This window comes from Synechococcus sp. MIT S9220 (assembly GCF_014304815.1).
Taxonomy (GTDB): domain Bacteria; phylum Cyanobacteriota; class Cyanobacteriia; order PCC-6307; family Cyanobiaceae; genus Synechococcus_C.
Window position 1 is genome coordinate 1,622,495 of record NZ_CP047958.1, and the last position, 17,431, is coordinate 1,639,925.

Genomic DNA, 17,431 nt, shown 5'->3' on the forward strand with positions numbered 1-17,431 from the left:
GTGGCGGAATGCTAATTCCCTGTCAGCGCAATGGACTGAATCCGTGCAGGCTCGTTCCCTTATGAGAACTGGGTGGCATCGCACAATGAGAGCAGGCTGCGACGCACGATGCCCGAGTTTCTGACATCCGCCCTGGAGGTCCTCATCGGGATCGGCCTGTTGTTTGCAGGGGGAGAAGTTTTCGTCCAGGGAGCGGTGACGCTCTCGTTGATTTTCGGAATCCCTCAACTGGTGATCGGACTCACTGTCGTGTCGATCGGAACCAGTGCTCCTGAACTGTTCGTGAGTATCAATTCCGTTTTGCGTGGATTGGATTCCCTGGCCGTGAGCAACGTGGTGGGCAGCAACATCTTCAATGTGATGGTGGTGCTAGGCAGCAGTGCTGTGGTGATGCCACTGCGCGTCGAAAGCCGTCTCGTTCGCAGGGATGTGCCGTTAATGATCGCGGTGTCCGCGGCGGTCTGGGGCATGGCCTCGGCTGGGAGGGTGACCTGGCAGTCGGGCGTGGCACTACTGCTGGCCCTGGTGATCAACTCAATCTGGGAAATCCGCACAGCCCGAGAGGAGCCAGCAGGTGTTGAAGGAGCCGAACCCGATGTGAATCCCGACCAGGGCAAGCGCGGCATCCTCAAAGCGGTGTTGTCACTGTTACTGGGAATTCTGCTGCTGGGTATTGGGTCGCGGGTTCTCGTCAGCGGTGCCAGCGGCGCCGCTGCTTATCTGGGCGTCAGTGAAGCGGTGATTGGACTCACGATCGTGTCCGCCGGCACCTCAATGCCCGAATTGATCACCTCTCTGGTGGCTGCCATCAAGGGCCGAACCGATCTGGCAATCGGCAATGTTGTGGGCAGCAACCTGCTCAACCAGCTGCTCGTACTGGGCGCTAGTTCCGTGGCAGCGGCTGGCGCCGGCGGTTTGCAGGTGAGTCCCTTGCTGATTCAGCGCGACATGCCGGTCATGGTGCTGACCGCACTGGCCTGCATGCCAATCTTCTGGACCAAAGGCCAGATCACCCGACTGGAAGGGGGAATCCTGCTGGCCCTGTACGTGTTTTACGTGGTTGATCAGGTGCTGCCTCGCACATTGCCCACCTGGCAGGACGAATTCCGACTGGTGATGCTTTGCCTCGTGGTTCCAGCTGTAGTTGTCGTGATCGTTGTTCAAGCTGGTCTGTACTGGCGACAGCTACAACGCAAGCGTCTCAAAGAGCCCAATGAGCTGAGCTGAATTGAGAGATCTCGCTTTGGGAGCGATGTCACAACATCGCGAACATTCGTAAATGAAAGGCTGACTGCATCCTGAATGCTGTCCATCCTTGGAGGACGTTGCGCGGCTTGCCGATGCTCGAGCTGCTTCCACCTCTCAACGATAAAAATCTTCCCTGGCTGGATGTCATCCATCCAATCGTTGTTCACTTCGTGATCGCAATGGCGCTGATCACCGTGGTATTTGATCTGATTGGAGTCATCACCAACAAACGCAATCTATTTGAAGTCAGCTTTTGGAATCTTGTGGTGGCGACCATTGCAATCTTCGTCGCCATTATCTTCGGCCAAATTGAAGCGGGCCTGGCCAACCCCTATGGAGCTTCCAGAGACATTTTGAATTACCACAGCACGATCGGCTGGTCGCTCGCCGGTGTGCTTGGTCTTTTCACAGGCTGGCGCTATGTGGTGAGACAAAAGGATCCAACTCGGCTGCCTGCAGGTTTTCTCGTACTCGATGGTGTGCTCGCCACGCTCGTTTTTTGCCAGGTGTATCTGGGAGACATGCTCGTTTGGATTTACGGACTGCACACTGTGCCTGTGGTTGATGCAATCCGCAGTGGAGCGGTGTCATGAACTCTGAGAAATTCTTCCAACTGATCGCGATTCCTTCTCCCATCAACCAGATCGCAGACCAGCTCGGGGCCAATGATCTTCCCTACAGGATTCCAATCCATCCGAACCTGGTTCACTTCACAATCGGATTGTTCGCAATCGGCATTGCTTTCGATTTCGCAGGTGCGTTCTATTCACTGGAAAAAAGGATCTTCCGTTTCCTGGCATTACCTGTGACGCGCACCGGCTTTCATGACGTGGGCTGGTACAACGTTTTGGCCTGCAGCGTGATCACTTTTTTCACGGTGGCCGCCGGCTTCTACGAAATGCTCCTGGCCGTACCGCTGCCAGGGGAGATTCGCACCGTGATCGGACAAAACGCCATCAACACAATGATCTGGCATGCCATCGGCGGCGTGGCCCTGCTGCTGATCATCGTGGTGATGACCATCTGGCGGGGATATCAACGCTTCGTATGGCGCAAAGACTTCGGTCGAGAAGTGACCTGGCTGTATCTCTTCTGTGGAGCAACAATCCTGCTTGTGATGGGCGTGCATGGAAGTCTTGGTGCCTGGCTTGCCAGTGAGTTCGGCGTACACATCACGGCAGATCAACTTTTAGCTGCCGGGGCAGATCTCAAGGAGTCGCTTCCATGACATCGACTCGCCGAATGAATCAAAAACGCTTTCCAGTCAAGCTGTTCCTGACAATCCTGATCGCGACAGCCATTGATCTTCTGGCAAGCATTCAGATCTCACGTTGGGCTTACGGATGGCTCCCGATCCCAGCCTCCTCTGCCGCACCTTATGTGGATGATCTTTTCAGTCTGGAAGTAGGAATCGGAGCATTTATCTTCATCGGCTGCGTTGGATTCATCATCTGGTCCGTTTTATTCAGTCGTGCCGAAAAATATGACGAAAGTGATGGTCTGCCAATTGAGGGCAACACGAAACTAGAAATCATATGGACCGTGATTCCATTCTTCGTTGTCATGGCTCTGGCCTTTTATTCAATTCACGTCAACGAAACACTGGCCACTCTTGGTCCAAAACAAAAATATGACGTTGCCATCAATCAGGCACCCGAAGCCGTTGCCACTCTGGATGTCACTCGTGAGGTCGGACCCATCGAAGTGATTTCGAGGCAATGGTCCTGGGAGTTCATCTATCCAAGTGGAGTTCGCAGTTCCGAGCTGCATCTTCCTGTGAATTTGAGAGCGAATTTTCTATTGAGTTCTAAGGACGTCATTCACAGCTTCTATATCCCAGCCTTCCGTCTCAAACAGGACATCATTCCAGGCAGCGTGATTTCCTACAGCCTCACACCCACAAAAGAAGGACGCTTCCGGCTGCGCGATGCAATGTTTAGCGGCGCTTATTTCTCCCAGAACCAGACCGATGTGATCGTTGAATCGGAAGAGAACTACGACGCATGGCTGACAAGAACCGCCAAGCGCCCGATGGTGAAGGGACTGAGCCCAGGCACCACTCTCTACGAAAAACGCCTCAAGGAAGGTGACCGGGGCTGGGCCACGGTTGCTCCAGCGCCCCCTCCCATGGTCAACGACCCCGGCAATCCCGAAGCGCCCCACGACTCCTGAAACGATGACGCTCACTAATTACGACCCGAGGGTGCTCAAGGCTCCCCACCCCGTTCCAGGAGCTCCGGACAACTGGAAGCGCTTCTTCAGCTTCAATACCGACGCCAAGGTCATCGGCATTCAATACATCGGTCTCTCCCTGCTCTTTTTGCTTCTGGGTGGGTTACTGGCCATGGTCATGCGCGGGGAATTGATCACGCCACCTGCTGATCTAGTCGACCCGAGTGTCTACAACGGTCTCTACACAATGCACGGAACAGTGATGCTGTTCCTGTTTCTGTTTCCGGTTCTGAACGGCTTCAACAACCTGTTAATCCCCACCATGATCGGTGCTCCCGACATGGCTTTTCCCAAGCTCAATGCCGCGGCCTTCTGGCTGGTACCTGTGTTTGCTGTCGTGCTGCTGAGCAGCTTCTTCGTGCCGGGCGGACCAGCTTCATCGGGATGGTGGTCTTATCCACCCATGAGCATTCAGAACCCACTCGGACATTTCATCAATGGTGAATTTCTCTGGATCCTTGCTGTAGCAATTTCGGGGGTGTCTTCGATCATGGGAGCCGTCAATTTCGTCACCACAATCATTCGAATGCGGGCTCCGGGCATGGGATATTTCCGCATGCCGGTGTTTGTGTGGACCGCATGGGCAGCGCAGACCCTTCAGCTGATTGGTCTTCCGGCACTCACCGGTGGAGCCATCATGCTCCTGTTCGATCTCAGTTTCGGGACCAGTTTTTTCAAGCCTGAAGGAGGTGGAGACCCCGTCCTTTACCAGCACTTCTTCTGGTTCTATTCACATCCCGCGGTGTACGTGATGGTGCTTCCCGTGTTCGGCATCTTCTCGGAGCTGATCACGGTGTATTCACGTAAGCCTCTGTTCGGCTACAAGTTCGTAGCGCTGGCCTCCTTCATCATCACCTTCCTGGGACTGATTGTCTGGGTACACCACATGTTCTACACGGGAACTCCTCAGTGGATGCGCAATCTGTTCATGATCACCACAATGCTGATCGCTGTGCCCACTGGTGTCAAAGTGTTCGCCTGGCTGGGAACGCTTTGGGGAGGAAAAATCCGTCTCACCACACCGATGCTGTTTGTGCTGGGAGGCCTGGTGAATTTCATTTTCGGAGGTATTACAGGCGTCATGCTTGGCACGGTTCCGATTGATATCCACGTCGGCAATACTTACTTCGTTGTTGCTCATTTTCATTACATCATCTTCAACACCATTGGATTCGGAGTCTTCGCGGGAATTTACCACTGGTTTCCGAAATTTACCGGTCGCATGTACTACGAGGGATTGGGAAAAGTTCATTTCACTCTCACCTTCATCGGTGCCACGCTCAACTGGCTTCCTCTTCACTGGGCAGGCCTCTACGGCATGCCTCGACGGGTTGCCTCCTATGACCCCGAATTCGCTCTCTGGAATGTGATCGCGAGCATCGGAGCCTTTATGCTTGGAGTGGCTTCTATCCCCTTCATTCTTAACATCGTCAGCTCTTGGGCGAGGGGTGCCAAAGCCCCCGCCAATCCCTGGAGAGCAATCGGCCTGGAGTGGTTACTTCCCTCACCGCCTCCTGCTGAAAATTTCGAAGACGATATTCCCACTGTGATCAGCGAGCCCTATGGCTATGGCCTAGGAAAACCCCTTGTAGAAGACGAAGATTTCTATATCAGACGTTCTATGGAGGCCTAAGTAATGACCAGCACCAATGCTGAATTACCACTGAAGCATGTACCCGGACACATCCAACATGACGGGCACAATCTCACTGGCTTTATCATATTTCTCTGCTCGGAAAGCATCATCTTCCTGGCATTTTTTATCGGCTATGCGCTACTGAAGATTACCAGTCCCGAATGGTTACCTGATGGCGTCGAAGGCCTGGAAACCAGGATGCCTCTCATCAACACGGTCATTCTCGTAAGCTCCAGCTTTGTGGCTTATTTTGCCGAGCGCTATCTCCACAAAGAGAATCTCTGGGGATTCCGGGCCATGTGGTTACTCACGATGGCCATGGGCAGCTACTTCGTCTACGGGCAGTATGTCGAATGGTCGGAGCTGAAATTCGGCCTGGGCAGTGGAGTTTTCGGTGGAACGTTTTATTTACTGACCGGATTTCATGGCCTACATGTAATCACAGGAATTCTACTGATGGGCCTGATGCTGGCGCGCTCCTTCCGCCCAAACAACTATGCCAAAGGTGATATGGGTGTCACCGCAGTGAGCCTGTTCTGGCATTTTGTGGATGTGATCTGGATCATCCTTTATGTCCTGATTTATGTGTGGCAGCGAACCAGCTGATCGCCGTTTGTATCACTTAGTCCTCAACGACATCAGCCAAATATGATCATCGACGACCGCCATTACGACATCATCATCGTCGGAAGTGGTGCAGGCGGAGGAACTCTTGCAGGAGCGCTCACTCGCCAGGGCAGAAGCGTTCTGTTGTTGGAGCGGGGTGCAGCGATGGCACTCAGTGATCAGAACGTGGCCGATGTGGATCTACTGCGCAAGGATCGCTATCACCCCAAAGATGAACGATGGTTCGGTCCTGACGGAGACCCGTTTGCTCCTCAGACGTCCTACAGCCTCGGTGGCAACACCAAGATCTGGGGAGCCGTGCTGGAACGCATGCGCGAGCAAGATTTCGGTGACCTGCCGCTCCAAGAGGGTGTGTCACCGGCCTGGCCTTTCGATTACGCCCATCTAGCGCCCTATTACGACCAAGCCGAGACGCTCTACCGGGTTCACGGTCAAGCCCATGTTGACCCGACAGAGCCTTCACGTCGCAAGGACTTCGATCATGCACCGCGGCCGGTCGTGCCCTTCCTTGAACAGCTTCGCGAAGGACTTCAACGCCATGGCTGCAAGCCGTATGACCTACCGCTCAGCTGGTCTGAAAGCGAGGAGGATCCCAGTGGTGACGCCCAACTCTTCGGCCTGGACAATGCCGAGCAAAGCAAGCTGGACATCCGAACGATGGCCAAGGTCCTGCGGTTGCACGTGAACCCGAGCGGACGAGAGGTGAAGAGAGTTGAGACCGATGTGGACGGCGAGATCTGGCTGTTCTCGTCTGATCTGGTCGTCCTGGCGGCCGGTGCGATTAACACTCCGGTCATCCTGCTGCGGTCCGGCAGTGAACGGCATCCCCGTGGTCTCAGCAACAAGTCCGACCAGGTGGGCCGAAACCTGATGAATATTCAGCTCACCTCAATCCTGCAGCGTTCCGCAGAAGCCAACAGCGGTCGCTACGCCCGCTCCTTGGGCATTAACGACTACTACTGGGGAGACAAAAATGTGAATTTCCCCCTTGGGCACATTCAGTCGGCAGGCGGTGTTCTGCAGGACGCACTCTTTGCGGAGTCACCGCCAGTATTGTCGCTGATCAGCAAATTAATTCCTGATTTCGGCCTCGAGCGACTGGCATCGCGATCAGTGGCCTGGTGGGCCATGACCGAAGTGCTTCCCGATGCGGAAAACAAGGTATGGCTCAACAAGGAACAGATCCGCATCAATTATCTCCACAACAATTTGGAGGCTCACGACCGACTTGTTTATCGCTGGATCGACACGCTCAAAAGTGTGGAGGCCGATCCGGTCACCAAGGTGGTGACCTCAGAGCCCGTACATCCCCGTGGTGAAGCACCTCTCAGTGTGGTGGGCTACGCCTGCGGGACCTGTCGCATGGGTGAGGATCCCATCGCATCCGTTGTGGACGCAGATGGCAAGTGCCATGACCTAGAGAACGTCTATATCGCCGACAACAGTGTGTTCCCAAGCTGCCCCAGTGTGGGGCCCGGCCTCACCACAATCGCTATGGCATTGCGCATGGCCGAGACACTGCACCAACGGCTTCAGCACTGATCCTCGAAGCTCTGATCATGAACCGATCGGCTCATCGAGGAACAGTGATGCGTGATTAGCCCATAGTCACGAACTCTTCCGACACCGTGGGATGCAGAGCCATCGTGCGGTCAAAGTCGGACTTGGTCGCTCCCATCCCAACCGCGATCGCTGCCATCTGAATGATCTCAGCGGCATGCTCACCAACCATATGGCAACCCAGCACTCGCTCGGTTTCCGCTTCAATCACAAGCTTGAGTAGGCAGCGGGGGCCGCGCTTCGGCAGTGCCTGCGCCATGGAACGGAACCGGGCTCTGTGAATCACGACGCCATCGGCGCCGTACTGAGCGATGGCGTTTTCTTCCGACAATCCCACCGTTGCCAGCTCAGGCTGACTGAACACGGCACTGGCCACCAGCTCATGGTCCACCTGACGCGGACGGCCTCCAAAAATGCTGTCAGCGAAGGCGCGACCCTCATCAATCGCGACTGGCGTGAGGCAGATGCGATCAGTCACATCACCGACGGCGAACACATGGGAGACGTTGGTGCGCTGATCAGCATCGACAGGAATGCGATTCCCCTGAGTCGAGACGCCCGCTGCATCAAGATTGAGTCCCTTCAGGAAAGGCCGGCGTCCTGTGGCAAGCAGCACCCCGCCACAGGCGATGCGATCTCCACGATCCGTGCGCACCACGAGATCTCCCGGCGTTCCCTCAATACTTTCAGGACTTGTTGTGAACTGAAGATTCACGCCCTTCTCCGCCATACCTTCTTGAACCACTCCAGCCAGTTCGGCGTCGAAGCCCCGCAGCAGATACTCACGCCGCACAAGCTGGGTGACTTCAACACCAAGACCGCTGAGGATGCCGGCGAATTCGCAGGCGATGAAGCCAGCACCCACCACAACCATCCGCTCAGGGAAACGTTCCAACAGAAACATGTCGTCGCTGACCCAGCCCAGCTCGACTCCCTGAATATCAGGTCGCTGAGGGCGACCACCGACACCGATAAGCACCCTCTCAGCCTGCAGGCGGTGCTGCGGGTCACCACCGGGATCCGTCGAGACAAGGATGTGATGGTCGTCCTCGAACCGGCCCCAGCCTTGGATCAGGGTGACTCCGGCCTTCGCCAGAAATTCAATGTGCATGGCATTGAGGCGATCCACCTCAGCACGCACATTGGCCAGCAACTGTGCTGAATCAATCCGGACCTCAGAAGGATGGACGCCATAACTGGAGGCCTCCTCCATCTGCTCCGCCATCTGGGATCCATACACCAGCAATTTCTTGGGGACACAGCCCCTGATCACACAGGTGCCACCAACGCGGTCACCCTCCACGATGGCCACGCGAGCACCATGACGTGCCGCCCGCTTGGCAGCCGCCAAGCCACCGGAACCAGCACCAAGCACCACAAGATCAAACGACTGATCCACCGCAGCTGACGTTCAACTACCAACCATTCTGATGGGTTTGGTTTCCAGCTCTTCACAGGGTGCGATTCAGATCAGCAAACCAAACAATCGCTGAGATCCGCATAGGGTTGAGTCAATCGAGACCTGGAGTCCGGTGTGCATCTGCCTCGCTACGACCGGATTCCTGATCATGACGATGACCACAGCCTGATTGAAGTCAGGGTGAGTGATCTCCAGCCCACGCAAATGTGCGTTGGGCTGGCGGAAGTTCACAGCCGTCAGAAAGACTTCAGCCAGGAAAGCAAGAGAGAACGTCTCGAGTATCTGCGCGGCAAGCCCGTGCCCCTGGTGCGCAACCGCCTTGGGCAGCTCTGGATGGTGGATCGACACCATCGCCTGAGGGCACTGCTGGAGATGGATCCCGACGTCACCACCTATGGCTACGTGATCGCAGAGCTTGAAAGCGACAGCCGCGATACAGCCTTGCTGGCCCTGCAGGATCGGGGCTGGCTCTATCTCCATGACGGACGCGGCAACGGTCCCTGGGAACCCTCGAAGCTGCCCCATTCACTGCTGGGCCTTGAAGACGACCCCTACCGCAGCCTCGTCTGGAAACTCAAGAAGGAAGGCCTGATCAAACCACAGCGCTTAATCCCGTATCACGAGTTCCGCTGGGGGGCATGGCTGCGAACTCGCCCTCTGCCGCCGTTCAGTTCCTCCCAGCTGGACCCTGCTCTGCCAGCATCCCGGCGACTGGCTCAGTCTCGAGCTGCAGCTCATCTGGCCGGCTGGACCGGCGGAAACTGAACCAATCAGCAATGACGAACAAACGGTCGACGTGCGGTTCCCATCAGTGGTGAGCAAGGGAGGAAGCGTCACGATCCACGATCGTCGTTCAGGCAAGAATGATTTCAGCCGATGCGATCGACATGGTCTCGCATGCAGGCGTTTCCTCAAGCCACAGTCAGCGCTTGCGGCGTGAATCGATCTGAAGCAAATCACGCACCCTCTGCACCTGACTGGCCAGCTGTGGATCAGTGCCGAGCTTTTTTTCCACCTGCTCAATGGCGTACATCACCGTGGTGTGATCCTTACCGCCGAAGGTTTCACCGATGCGCGGCAGGCTAAGGCCGGTGCCCTGACGCATCAGGAACATGCCCACCTGTCGGGCCTGACTGACGGCCCGGCGACGACTGCTGCTGCGCATGTCATCCGCAGTCACCCCGAAGACCTCTGACACCTTGTCGATCACCTGCTGAGGTGTGACGTCAACACCCTGGCCGCTGGGATCCAGCATGGGAGCAACCGATTCAACGGTCATCGGCATCCCTGTGATCGAGGAAAAGGCGACCGCCCTCGTGAGCGCTCCCTCCAGCTCACGGATGTTGGAGGTGAAACGGCCAGAGATGTACTGAATCAGATCTCTCGGCAAGGCAACACGTTCCTGTTCGGCCTTTTTCTGAAGAATCGCCATGCGCGTCTCCAGGTCCGGAGCCTGAATATCAGCGATCAAACCCATGGAGAAGCGCGAGATCAGACGTTCCTGCAGTCGAGGGATCTGGCTAGGGGGACGATCGCTCGCGATCACAATCTGTCGACCTGCCTCATGCAGCGCGTTGAAGGTATGGAAGAACTCTTCCTGCGTGTATTCCTTTCCCTCGATGAACTGAATGTCATCAACAAGGATGAGATCAGCGGCCCGGTAACGATCGCGAAAGGCCTGCATGCCGTCTTTGCGGATCGCCACGATCAGGTCGTTGGTGAAGGTCTCAGTGGAGACATAGAACACCTTGGCCTCAGGATCGATCTCGAGGCGGTAATGGCCGATGGCCTGCATGAGGTGGGTCTTACCGAGGCCGACCCCTCCACAGATGAACAGCGGATTGAATTCGCGACCCGGGGCCTCAGCGACAGCGAGGGCAGCGGCATGGGCCATGCGGCTGTTAGGCCCCACGACAAATCGGTTGAACACATACCGCATGTTCAGCCCGGGCAGACGTCGGGGCGCCTTCTTCACTGGGGTTGGGGGCGCTAAAGGAGCCGGCACCGCTGCAGCTGAAGCTGCAGCCGTGACAGCTTCAGCTGCCGAACCTGCCTGGAGGTCCTCGGCATCACGCGCCAGAACCGACACCGTCACAGGCTGACCAATGATTTCACCAGCCACGTCCGCGATGGTGCTCGCGTAGTTCTTGCGCAACCAGTTACTGGCAAAGCTGTTGGGCGCCAGCAATATCAGAGTCCCCTCCCTGAATCCACTGCACTGGGCAGGGCGGATCCAGGTCTCGAAGGTCGGCTTGCTGAGGTTGCTCTGAAGGGCCTGCTGAACCTTGCTCCAAAGCTCACTGCCCGTCAGCACTACACCCTCCGAATCACGGTGGCTGAATCTACGCACTCCAGGCCGATCGGTCCGTCTTTAATGAGGTGCTGACGACATCACAGATCTTCATGGCCTCCGCCATCCAGCGTCCACTGCAGCGCGCACTCACGCTCATCGGCGTCGGCCTCATCGGCTCCAGTCTCAGCGGCTGCGGAACCGCCTGGAAGCAACGCATCGGACTGGATCAGGCCCCTGCCAGCGACCCCTTACCGGAGGTCAGCGATGGCCCCCGCTCAGCCCCCCTTCAACCGGGGAAAAACATCATTGTTGAAGCGGTGGATCGGGTCGGTCCCTCAGTGGTGCGAATCGATACGGTGAAACGTGTCGTGAACCCGCTTGGCAACCTCTTCGGCGGCAGAGCACCGATCCAGCAACAGGCGGGTCAGGGATCCGGATTCATCACGCGTTCTGACGGGCTGATCTTCACGAACGCACACGTTGTGGAGGGCGCGGACCAGGTCTCAGTGACACTGCCCGACGGTCGCAGCTTCAGCGGTCGCGTTCTTGGCAGTGACGCACTCACGGACATCGCTGTGGTGCGGGTGGTTGCCGACAAACTGCCGGTCGCTCCCCTCGGCAATTCCAACAATCTCAAGCCCGGGGAATGGGCCATCGCCATCGGCAATCCCCTTGGCCTCAACAACACGGTGACAGCTGGGATCATCAGCGCCGTGGATCGCACCAATGCCATCGGAGAGGGGCAGAGAGTGCCCTATATCCAGACCGATGCTGCCGTTAATCCGGGCAACAGCGGCGGGCCGCTGATCAACGCCGCTGGTCAGGTGATCGGCATCAACACCGCCATCAAAAAGGCCCCCGGAGCCGGCTTGAGTTTTGCCATCCCGATCAATCTGGCCAAGCGAATCGCGCAGCAGATCATCAGTACCGGCCAGGCGTCTCACCCCTTCATTGGCGTCCGTCTCCAGAGCCTCACACCCCAGCTCGCTAAGGAGATCAATGCCGCGGCCAACAGCAATCTGTGCACGGTGCCTGAATTGAACGGCGTGGTGGTGATCGAAGTGGTGGAGAACAGCCCTGCTGCAGAGGGCGGATTCCGCCCCTGCGACCTGATCCGTGAAGTGAACGGCACCAAAGTGCAGGATCCTTCCCAGGTGCAGCTGGCAGTCGACCGGGGCCGTGTCGGCCAGGCCATGCCCATCATTGTTGAGCGCGATGGCGAAAGCCTCGAGCTGATGGTGAAACCTGAGGAACTCCCGCGGCAGCAGTAATCCTTGGCGGGCTGACCCGATGACCGAGCCCATCCTGGTGGTGATGACCCGCTGGCCTGCCAGCGGGCGTTGCAAACGTCGCCTTGCAAGCACGCTGGGGTCTTCGCAGGCTGCAGGGATCCAGGCGCGGCTGATCGCTCACACCCTGGCAGTGGCCCAAGGTCTTGCCAGAGATGGAACGCTCAGATTGCACATCGCCATCAGCGGTGCCGGCTCAAGAGCCTGCCGTCGCTGGCTCGCCTCGATTCCTGAGGCCAGCATCAGCGCACAGGGAAGAGGAGATCTTGGCAACCGCATGCGCAGGGAGGTGTTGAGGGCACGTTCCACTGACCCTGCGGCTCCGGTGATCCTGATCGGCACGGATCTTCCCGACCTGGCCGCAAGAGATCTGATCAGGGCTATCGAGCTTCTTCGCCAGTCACCACTGGTGATCGGACCATCACGGGATGGTGGCTACTGGCTGTTCGGTCTGTCGGCAACGGCACCAGGAGCACCCCGCTGGCCCTTTCATTCGATCCCGTGGGGTAGCGACCAGGTCTTTGGCCTCACTTGGCAGCGAGCCTGCCAGCGCGGTCTGAAGGCGGCACAGCTCGACATACGCAATGACATCGACCAGCTCGAGGATCTTGAGGGATGGCTGGCATGACCAGGCAAGAAGCTCTGAGCGTGGTCATCCCCTGCCTCAATGAGGCAGAACGGCTGCCGTTGCTGCTGGCGGACTTGCAGTGCGTTGGGAGCGGACTGCAGATTCTGCTAGCGGATGGGGGGAGCAGCGATGCCACATCGGAGATCGCAGGCTTGGCCGGTGCTCATCTGATCAAAATTCATCCCGCTGGCCGTGGCCGTCAACTGCGCGCCGCAGCGGCTCAGGCCCATGGCGACTGGTTGCTGTTCTTGCATGCAGATAGTCGTCTTCCCCTTCAATGGTTCAGGGGGGTCAGCCCGCTACTGCAAACCTCTGCCGCAGCAGCTAACGCCTGGTATTTCGATTTTCGAATTGCTCCCTCCACTGCGTCGCGACGTCTGCTGGAGCAGGCTGTGGCCTTGCGCAGTCGCTGGCTACAGCGTCCCTACGGTGATCAAGGGCTGCTGCTGCATCGAGAGCTTTATCACCGTTGCGGCGGCTTTGCCGAGCTGCCGCTGATGGAGGATCTGGATCTGGTGGAGCGCCTGAGCCGCATCGCTGATCTCAAGCGGATAGGCCTGCCACTGACCACCGATGGCCGACGTTGGCAAGACGACGGAGTCCTACGGCGCAGCTGGCGTAATGCATGGCTGCGTCGGCGCTGGAAGCAGGGCGAGTCTGCGGAGCGGCTAGCCGAGGATTACTACGGCACTCAGTTCGCGTACCAGAAACCGCAGCGATGACCATTGGGCTCAAGGTCCCAGCCCAGACGTTGATAGAAAGGCAGGACCCCTGGGTCGGCGAACAAGGTGGCGCGTTCAGTCCCAAGAGCGCGCAGAGCATCGAGGATGTAATCCATCAGCTGACTGCCGAGACCGGAGCCCTGGTACAGGGGGTGAACAGCAACATCCCAGATAGTCGCTTCGAGCACCCCGTCGCCTGTGCAGCGCGCAAAACCCACCAAACGTGGGATCCGGGCATCGTGGCGCCAGAGACCAACCCGGATCAGGCTGTTGTCGAGAGCCTTGCGAACCCGTCGGACAGGTCGCCGGCTCCAGCCCACCGCTTCCAGAAGCTGCTCCAACTCCACCAAATCAAAGGGTCGGTGCTGGCTGAACACCAGAGTGAGCTGGCTGGCAGGGGTCGCACACAGCTTCGCCTGATCGCCATAAATCACTTGCAGTGTCTCTGGCGTAAGGGAAGGGTCGTCGATCACTGACGATGCTGCATTGTCACGATCCTGGCGCACGGAAGGTGCGGAAGGCGGCAAGGTGGATGAGCAAGTTCTGCACAGATGCCTGCAAGTCAACTGCTGATAGCTGTTCATGGCTGGCTTTTGAGCAAGCAGGTCTGGTCGCCTCTTGCCGCATGCTGGAAAGAACGCCATCCAGAGATTGAGCTCTGGTGCCCCGATCTACCTGGCTTCGGGGATGCGGAGCGCCCTTCAGGACTGCTTCCCAACTTGTCGGCCTACGGCCGCTGGCTGGCGGACGACGCCATTCACAGAGCGAAGGGACGACCCTTCGTGCTGTTGGGCCACTCACTCGGCGGCAGCGTGGTGCTGCATGCCGAAGCACATCTGCGACGACAGAAACAGACCGATTTATTGGGCGTTGTTCTGCTGGCAGCAGGGGGAGGGATCTATCAGCCACGGCCCTTTCGTCGACTGCGCGGCTTCGGGAAGTTGATTCTGGAGCTGCTTCCCGATGGCCTGGCTCAGCTACCAGCACCCCTTGGAACCCTTGGACCGTTCAAGGCCGAGCGGCGGGCTGCCCGCGGACTGCTGGTGAACAGCACCAGCCGGGGCGCGGTTCGAGAGCTGCCTGGATTGGTGTCTGACCTAGCCGTCGACAGCCTCTGGATCAGTGGCGACAACGATCAGGTGATGGAACCTGGCTATGTGCGCCATCTGGCGGCTTACAGCCCTGGGCATGACTATCGCCAGATCGCTGGCTGTGGCCACCTGCCGATGCAAGAGAAGCCGGAGATTCTGAGCGACATCCTGTCCAGCTGGATTGAGGCTCAGAGCCTGGCAAGACCCCGTTCCTGAAGCTCGGCGAGTTCGGCATAGAGACCGCCCTGAGCGCGCAACTGCAGATGGGTTCCCTGCTCGATCAAACGGCCACGACGCAGAACGAGGATCCGATCGGCGGCCTCAACGGTGGCCAGACGGTGCGCAATCACCACGGCGGTTCGGCGTTCCAGCAAGCGGTCGAGATCTCTTTGCAAGGTGGCTTCCGTGGAAGGATCCATGAAGGCGGTGGCCTCATCCATCACAAGCACATTGGGATTGCGAATCGCCACCCGAGCCACAGCAAGCAGTTGACGTTCTCCAGAGCTGAGGTTGCCACCGCGCTCGCGCAGCTCCGTGTCCAGCCCTTGAGGAAGCCGGCCCAGCAGTGAGCTGAGGCCGAGATCTCTGCAAACCTCCTTGAGCTGCTTGTCATCGATCTCCCGGTCGAGTCGGAGGTTGTCACCGACGCTGCCACTGAACAGAAAGGTGTCCTGGAGAACCACCCCCAGCTGGCGACGGAGATCCGCCAGAGAAAGGCTGCGGATGTCGCGTCCATCGAGAAGAATCCGGCCCTGCTGGGGCTCATAAAGCCTGCAGAGCAAGCGGATCACCGTGGTCTTTCCGGAACCGGTGGGGCCCACCAACGCCACATGCTCACCGGGCGCAAGCCTGAAGCTCAGATCCTGAAGAATCGGCTCATCAGGTCGATAGGCGAAATGAACACCTTCAAACACGACTTCGCCGCGGGCTGACGGCATCACCTGCCGCGGAGCAGGCAAGGTTTCAATAGGCGATTCCTTGGTGTTGCCAGGGCCCGCAAGGGTGTGATCTCGAATTTCCAGTGGCTCCTCGAGCAGTTCTCCGATGCGCTCAACCGCGGTCAAGCCACCCTGAATCTGGGTAAAGCGCTCGGCCATCTGCCTCAGCGGATCAAACAGCCGCTGTGAATAGAGGATGAACGTTGTGAGGATGCCCAGCCCCATTGCCCCGGAGGTGACCATCCAGCCCCCCAGAGCCAGCACAATCGCCACCGCTCCGAGGGAAACCCACTCCAGGAATGCGGAGATGCTGCTGTCAAACAAAATCGTTCCATTCACCGCCTCGCGATAGGCCAGGCCGGTGCGTTGGAAACGGTCACCGTTGAAGGCTTCACGGCGAAACATCTGAACCACGTCCAGACCTTGCAGATTTTCCTGAAAATCTGCATTCAGCTGCGACAGCTCCTCACGCACCCGATAGTTGGCTTTGCGGTAGCGCCCCTGCAACCAGAGCACGACCAGGGTCACCGGAACCTGAGACACGAGCAAGAGCAGCCCGAGTCGCCATTCGATCAACAACATGGTCACCGCAATCACGGTGAGCGTGACCAGATCACCAAGAACGCCAACAGCCCCGCTGCCAAACACCTCAGCCAGTGCATCAACATCACTGGTGAGGCGCGTGAGCAACTTGCCTACCGGCATGCGGTCATGGAACCGCAGGGAAAGATCCATCGCATGGGCGAACAGATCACGGCGAATTCTGGCTGTGAGTCGCTGCCCGACGGATTGGATGTTGTAGCTCTGCACCCCCTGTAGAGCCAGACGCACCAGCACAGAAATCAGCAGAGCACCAATGATCAGCCGCAGGGCCAGGGTGCTGTCGAGGGGCTGCAGGATCGGAGCGACCGCCTCGTTGGTGGCACCGGAGACGGTGCGCAGAATCGAGATGGCCTGACCGACAAGCAGCGGCTGAATCGCGCCGGCGAGCGCCACCGGAATCAGCAGAATCAGGGTGAGCAGCAGACGACGACGGTCGCGTCCGAGGTAGCGCCCCAGTCGACTGATGCGCTGAAGATCGGAACCGGCCATCAGGTCGTGCTCACCATCTCTCTCTTGGGAGCATCCATCGCCTCAATCACCTGTTGCAGCTCTCCCTGATCCAAGCGCAGCGAAAGCGGATGGCCCACGAGTCGGGCTGTGGTGTGGAAGAGGTCTTCAATCGCCACCAAACCGTTATCCCTGAGGGTTCGTCCTGTGGCGACCAGGTCGACAATTGCTTCGGCGATTCCTGTGATTGGACCAAGCTCCACGGATCCTGTGAGGTGCACCAGCTCAACCGGGAGATCGATGGAATCGAAATACTGCCTGGCACAACGGGTGAATTTGCTGGCCACACGGCAATGCGGCGGCAGGTCGGTGGGTCTCTGGTAACCACTGCTCGACTTGACGGCAACGGACATACGACAGCCGCCGAAGCCAAGATCGACGAGGTGCGCCACAGGCATCTGGTGCTCGCGCAGCACGTCGTAACCAACCACACCGAGCTGGGCTTGCCCATAAGCCACGTAAACCGGCACATCACCGTTCCGGACCAGCAGAGCTCTGGCCCGGCCACAGACCGAAGGCACCATCAGCTGGCGGTTGTCGGGATCCAAGACCGCCGAAAAATCAAGACCGGCAAGCTTGAAACGTTCCACGGACTCCCGCAGCAGCGCGCCCTTGGCCAGTGCAACGGTGATCATGG

At 58.1% G+C, this 17,431-nt stretch carries 17 protein-coding genes; 12 read left to right on the forward strand and 5 right to left on the reverse strand.

Features of this window, described 5'->3' with window-relative positions:
* Positions 1 to 108 precede the first annotated feature (108 nt).
* The 7 genes from SynMITS9220_RS09000 (at position 109) to SynMITS9220_RS09030 (ending at position 7,285) form a co-directional block, all read left to right on the forward strand.
* Positions 109 to 1,227 carry a calcium/sodium antiporter gene (locus tag SynMITS9220_RS09000; protein ID WP_186988743.1) on the forward strand — a complete coding sequence of 373 codons (1,119 nt, stop codon included), beginning with the start codon at positions 109 to 111 and terminating at the stop codon, positions 1,225 to 1,227.
* A 113-nt stretch (positions 1,228 to 1,340) separates the two neighbouring features.
* Positions 1,341 to 1,841, forward strand: a complete 501-nt coding sequence (locus SynMITS9220_RS09005) for a DUF2231 domain-containing protein (RefSeq protein WP_115124992.1) — start codon at positions 1,341 to 1,343, stop codon at positions 1,839 to 1,841.
* Positions 1,838 to 2,476 carry a DUF2231 domain-containing protein gene (locus tag SynMITS9220_RS09010; protein WP_186988745.1) on the forward strand — a complete coding sequence of 213 codons (639 nt, stop codon included), beginning with the start codon at positions 1,838 to 1,840 and terminating at the stop codon, positions 2,474 to 2,476. The genes SynMITS9220_RS09005 and SynMITS9220_RS09010 overlap by 4 nt, the downstream gene beginning before the upstream one ends.
* Positions 2,473 to 3,420, forward strand: coding sequence for a cytochrome c oxidase subunit II (locus SynMITS9220_RS09015; RefSeq protein ID WP_186988747.1), 948 nt, complete (start codon positions 2,473 to 2,475; stop codon positions 3,418 to 3,420). The genes SynMITS9220_RS09010 and SynMITS9220_RS09015 overlap by 4 nt, the downstream gene beginning before the upstream one ends.
* Before the next feature lie 4 nt (positions 3,421 to 3,424).
* On the forward strand, positions 3,425 to 5,113 hold the full coding sequence (locus tag SynMITS9220_RS09020; RefSeq protein ID WP_186988749.1) for a cbb3-type cytochrome c oxidase subunit I: 1,689 nt from the start codon (positions 3,425 to 3,427) through the stop codon (positions 5,111 to 5,113).
* 3 nt (positions 5,114 to 5,116) lie between these two features.
* Positions 5,117 to 5,722 (forward strand): heme-copper oxidase subunit III, encoded by a 606-nt coding sequence (locus SynMITS9220_RS09025; RefSeq protein WP_186988752.1) that lies wholly within the window; start codon positions 5,117 to 5,119, stop codon positions 5,720 to 5,722.
* Positions 5,723 to 5,764: 42 nt separating this feature from the next.
* Positions 5,765 to 7,285 carry a GMC oxidoreductase gene (locus SynMITS9220_RS09030; protein WP_186988754.1) on the forward strand — a complete coding sequence of 507 codons (1,521 nt, stop codon included), beginning with the start codon at positions 5,765 to 5,767 and terminating at the stop codon, positions 7,283 to 7,285.
* A gap of 55 nt (positions 7,286 to 7,340) precedes the next feature.
* On the opposite strand, the gene gorA is transcribed toward SynMITS9220_RS09030, so the two are convergent.
* Positions 7,341 to 8,702, reverse strand: a complete 1,362-nt coding sequence (gene gorA / locus SynMITS9220_RS09035; protein WP_186988756.1) for a glutathione-disulfide reductase — start codon at positions 8,700 to 8,702, stop codon at positions 7,341 to 7,343.
* A gap of 135 nt (positions 8,703 to 8,837) precedes the next feature.
* On the opposite strand from gorA, the gene SynMITS9220_RS09040 reads away from it, so the two are divergent.
* Complete coding sequence (locus SynMITS9220_RS09040) at positions 8,838 to 9,488, forward strand: ParB-like protein (protein WP_255483012.1); 651 nt, start codon at positions 8,838 to 8,840, stop codon at positions 9,486 to 9,488.
* Between the two features lie 157 nt (positions 9,489 to 9,645).
* On the opposite strand, the gene dnaA is transcribed toward SynMITS9220_RS09040, so the two are convergent.
* Positions 9,646 to 11,073, reverse strand: coding sequence for a chromosomal replication initiator protein DnaA (gene dnaA / locus SynMITS9220_RS09045; RefSeq protein WP_255483013.1), 1,428 nt, complete (start codon positions 11,071 to 11,073; stop codon positions 9,646 to 9,648).
* 53 nt (positions 11,074 to 11,126) lie between these two features.
* Between dnaA and SynMITS9220_RS09050 the strand changes: the two genes are divergently transcribed.
* From SynMITS9220_RS09050 to SynMITS9220_RS09060, 3 genes are read left to right on the forward strand one after another with little or no spacing between them, the layout of a single operon-like run.
* Positions 11,127 to 12,287 (forward strand): trypsin-like peptidase domain-containing protein, encoded by a 1,161-nt coding sequence (locus SynMITS9220_RS09050; protein ID WP_186988758.1) that lies wholly within the window; start codon positions 11,127 to 11,129, stop codon positions 12,285 to 12,287.
* Between the two features lie 19 nt (positions 12,288 to 12,306).
* Positions 12,307 to 12,933 carry a TIGR04282 family arsenosugar biosynthesis glycosyltransferase gene (locus tag SynMITS9220_RS09055; protein ID WP_186988760.1) on the forward strand — a complete coding sequence of 209 codons (627 nt, stop codon included), beginning with the start codon at positions 12,307 to 12,309 and terminating at the stop codon, positions 12,931 to 12,933.
* Positions 12,921 to 13,655, forward strand: coding sequence for a TIGR04283 family arsenosugar biosynthesis glycosyltransferase (locus tag SynMITS9220_RS09060; protein ID WP_186988762.1), 735 nt, complete (start codon positions 12,921 to 12,923; stop codon positions 13,653 to 13,655). The genes SynMITS9220_RS09055 and SynMITS9220_RS09060 overlap by 13 nt, the downstream gene beginning before the upstream one ends.
* Here the strand turns inward: SynMITS9220_RS09060 and SynMITS9220_RS09065 are convergent.
* Positions 13,625 to 14,125 (reverse strand): GNAT family N-acetyltransferase, encoded by a 501-nt coding sequence (locus tag SynMITS9220_RS09065; RefSeq protein WP_370594395.1) that lies wholly within the window; start codon positions 14,123 to 14,125, stop codon positions 13,625 to 13,627. The two genes, SynMITS9220_RS09060 and SynMITS9220_RS09065, sit on opposite strands and share 31 nt — an antisense overlap.
* A gap of 81 nt (positions 14,126 to 14,206) precedes the next feature.
* Here SynMITS9220_RS09065 and SynMITS9220_RS09070 point away from each other — a divergent pair, with 81 nt between their 5' ends.
* Positions 14,207 to 14,962, forward strand: coding sequence for an alpha/beta fold hydrolase (locus SynMITS9220_RS09070; protein ID WP_186988764.1), 756 nt, complete (start codon positions 14,207 to 14,209; stop codon positions 14,960 to 14,962).
* Here the strand turns inward: SynMITS9220_RS09070 and SynMITS9220_RS09075 are convergent.
* Complete coding sequence (locus SynMITS9220_RS09075; RefSeq protein WP_186988766.1) at positions 14,935 to 16,776, reverse strand: ABC transporter ATP-binding protein; 1,842 nt, start codon at positions 16,774 to 16,776, stop codon at positions 14,935 to 14,937. The genes SynMITS9220_RS09070 and SynMITS9220_RS09075 overlap by 28 nt on opposite strands.
* Positions 16,776 to 17,429, reverse strand: a complete 654-nt coding sequence (gene hisG / locus SynMITS9220_RS09080; RefSeq protein ID WP_115125162.1) for an ATP phosphoribosyltransferase — start codon at positions 17,427 to 17,429, stop codon at positions 16,776 to 16,778. The genes SynMITS9220_RS09075 and hisG overlap by 1 nt, the downstream gene beginning before the upstream one ends.
* Positions 17,430 to 17,431 lie beyond the last annotated feature (2 nt).

What these genes read in the sequence shown, in the direction of transcription:
- SynMITS9220_RS09015 (WP_186988747.1), top strand. Translation starts at nt 2,473, where the DNA reads ATGACATCGACTCGCCGAATGAATCAAAAACGCTTTCCAGTCAAGCTG.
- SynMITS9220_RS09010 (WP_186988745.1), top strand. Translation starts at nt 1,838, where the DNA reads ATGAACTCTGAGAAATTCTTCCAACTGATCGCGATTCCTTCTCCCATC.
- SynMITS9220_RS09020 (WP_186988749.1), top strand. Translation starts at nt 3,425, where the DNA reads ATGACGCTCACTAATTACGACCCGAGGGTGCTCAAGGCTCCCCACCCC.
- hisG (WP_115125162.1), bottom strand. Translation starts at nt 17,429, where the DNA reads ATGATCACCGTTGCACTGGCCAAGGGCGCGCTGCTGCGGGAGTCCGTG.
- SynMITS9220_RS09070 (WP_186988764.1), top strand. Translation starts at nt 14,207, where the DNA reads ATGCCTGCAAGTCAACTGCTGATAGCTGTTCATGGCTGGCTTTTGAGC.
- SynMITS9220_RS09025 (WP_186988752.1), top strand. Translation starts at nt 5,117, where the DNA reads ATGACCAGCACCAATGCTGAATTACCACTGAAGCATGTACCCGGACAC.
- SynMITS9220_RS09075 (WP_186988766.1), bottom strand. Translation starts at nt 16,776, where the DNA reads ATGGCCGGTTCCGATCTTCAGCGCATCAGTCGACTGGGGCGCTACCTC.
- SynMITS9220_RS09030 (WP_186988754.1), top strand. Translation starts at nt 5,765, where the DNA reads ATGATCATCGACGACCGCCATTACGACATCATCATCGTCGGAAGTGGT.
- SynMITS9220_RS09000 (WP_186988743.1), top strand. Translation starts at nt 109, where the DNA reads ATGCCCGAGTTTCTGACATCCGCCCTGGAGGTCCTCATCGGGATCGGC.
- SynMITS9220_RS09005 (WP_115124992.1), top strand. Translation starts at nt 1,341, where the DNA reads ATGCTCGAGCTGCTTCCACCTCTCAACGATAAAAATCTTCCCTGGCTG.
- SynMITS9220_RS09050 (WP_186988758.1), top strand. Translation starts at nt 11,127, where the DNA reads ATGGCCTCCGCCATCCAGCGTCCACTGCAGCGCGCACTCACGCTCATC.
- SynMITS9220_RS09055 (WP_186988760.1), top strand. Translation starts at nt 12,307, where the DNA reads ATGACCGAGCCCATCCTGGTGGTGATGACCCGCTGGCCTGCCAGCGGG.
- SynMITS9220_RS09060 (WP_186988762.1), top strand. Translation starts at nt 12,921, where the DNA reads ATGGCTGGCATGACCAGGCAAGAAGCTCTGAGCGTGGTCATCCCCTGC.